This window comes from Nitrospira sp. BLG_1 (assembly GCF_047338595.1).
GTDB lineage: Bacteria > Nitrospirota > Nitrospiria > Nitrospirales > Nitrospiraceae > Nitrospira_D.
In genome coordinates this window covers 1-1266 of record NZ_JBLFBO010000130.1, presented here as the reverse complement: position 1 = coordinate 1266, position 1266 = coordinate 1, and the positions used below count along the sequence as shown (strand labels likewise).

Genomic DNA, 1266 nt, shown 5'->3' with positions numbered 1-1266 from the left:
CACTCGATGTGCTTCACGTACGCCATGCGGTTGAACGTGTACCAGCCCTTCGCGGTACCGGTGGACTGGGCACCGACCAACGGCAGGAAGACCGTGCCCGCAACCATCGGCGTCGGCCGCCAATTGACGGGCTTGACCGAGCCGAAGACGAGCGTCGGGCCGCTGAAGTAGGCCGGATTCGCGGCGCCGGACCCGACCGCGATCCCGACCGTGAGCTTGGTGCCCGAGCCGGAGATCGTGTGCGACAGGCTGAGCCACTGCCACGAGCCGTCCCCGGTGTGGTAGGAGCTGTACGTCGTCGTCACGCCGTCGTTGACGTAGACGCGCGCCTGCGACGCGGCGTCGGCCCACACCCAGGCGCCGAAGGCCACATCCTCGTTCTTGAGGTGGTCGACGCGGCTGAACGCGGCCGTCGGCAGCACGTCCTGGCTCAGCGTCAGGGTAGCCGACCCATACGTCACCTTCGCACAGAAGTCCCCGACCTTGCGCTTGGTGTCGGCGAGACTGGTGCCGGCTCGAGCGACGGCCGCGCCGGTGCCCGCCAGCGTCCAGCCGGATGGCGCGGCCGAGTCACCCGCCGCCCAGATGATGAACGTCTCGTTGAGGACGCAGTTGGTGGTGGGAAGCTCGCCGGCCTCCGCGGCCGTGACGGCAGATGCGCTCGGGACCGGCACGCCGTCATCGTCCACAACCGCCGACAGTCGCGCATCCAGACTCGCGAGGTTGCCGCGGGCCGCGACTACCTCGTCGGTGATCGCCTTTGGCTTCACCGTCGGGTTGGTCGACGAGTGGCACTGGTCATCGACCTGATCGTAAATCTGGTCTACGAACGCCTCGTCGACGATCGTCCCGTCGGTGAAGACGCCCGAGTCGTCCGTCATCGCCTGTCGCGTTACTTGACTCACGACCCGGGCTCCTTTCCTACGCTACCGGCGCTGCCGGCATCTTCTCGTCGGTCGCGTCGCCCTGCTGCAACTCAGCGACCAGCTTGTCGAACTCGTCGCGGTTCTCGGCCGCGAGCCGCTTCAGCGTCTCGGTCGCGTTCGCCTTCGCGGCGGCCTTCGTCATGCGGATCGCGTCCTCGGCCAGCCAGAAGTCGCAGCCCGAGCCGGGCTTGCCGAAGCGGGTGTTGGACTGCAACACGCTGTCGATCCAGTCGCGCAGTTTCTTGTCCTTCGCGTTGTTCACGTAGCGGCCGTCCTTGAACTGCGCCTTGGTCGGGCGCTGGACCGTCTTGCGGCCCGTGATCGGGTCGACCACGTCGGC

The 1266-nt window shown here is 67.5% G+C and carries 2 protein-coding genes; both read right to left on the bottom strand.

What is annotated here, in order from left to right; translation table 11 throughout:
• The coding region (locus ACMTNU_RS20690; RefSeq protein ID WP_413937177.1) for a hypothetical protein at positions 1–905 on the bottom strand (905 nt) is incomplete at its 3' end.
• 16 nt (positions 906–921) lie between these two features.
• Positions 922–1266: hypothetical protein (locus tag ACMTNU_RS20685; RefSeq protein WP_413937176.1), on the bottom strand; the 345-nt coding region annotated here is incomplete at its 5' end.